General features: G+C 80.1%; 1 protein-coding gene. It reads left to right on the plus strand.

The genetic code is table 11. From position 1 onward, the window contains the following. On the plus strand, window positions 1-559 hold a 559-nt coding region (locus J7E93_RS33150; protein ID WP_215073749.1), incomplete at both ends, for a ThiF family adenylyltransferase.

Genomic DNA, 559 nt, shown 5'->3' on the forward strand with positions numbered 1-559 from the left:
GTCCAGGTCCGGGGCGCCGGCCGGGTCGGCGCGGCGGTCGCGGCCCTGCTCTCGGCCTCGGGGGTGGGCCGGGTGGAGGTGCTGGACTCCGGGACGGTGCGGCCCTGGGAGGTTTCACCGGGCGGACTGCCGCCCGAGGCGGTCGGTGAGCGCCGGGCGGTGGCGGCCCGCCGGCTCGTGGGGCGCTCGGCACCCGGGGGCCGCGGCCCGCGGGCTCCCGGCGGCCCCGCTCCGGGTGACAGCGGGGGCGAGCCCGGCCTCTCACTCGTCGTGGTGACGCCTCGGGACGGGTTCGCCGCCTACGCCCCCGACCCCGTGACGGCCCAGCACTGGATCGCCACCGGCACGCCCCATCTCTACGCGGGCGTGCTGGAGGCCACGGGGGTGGTCGGGCCGCTGGTGCTGCCGGGCGGCACGGCCTGCGCGCGATGTGCCCAGGAGGAGCGGACCGACCGGGAGCCGGTCTGGCCGCGGATGCTGGCCCAGTGGCGCTCGGGAGCGGCCGATCCGCTGCCGGCCTGTGACCTCGGTCTCGCGACGGCGGTGGCGGGGCTCGCCG

The sequence above is a fragment of the Streptomyces sp. ISL-36 genome (assembly GCF_018614205.1).
Lineage (GTDB): Bacteria > Actinomycetota > Actinomycetes > Streptomycetales > Streptomycetaceae > Streptomyces.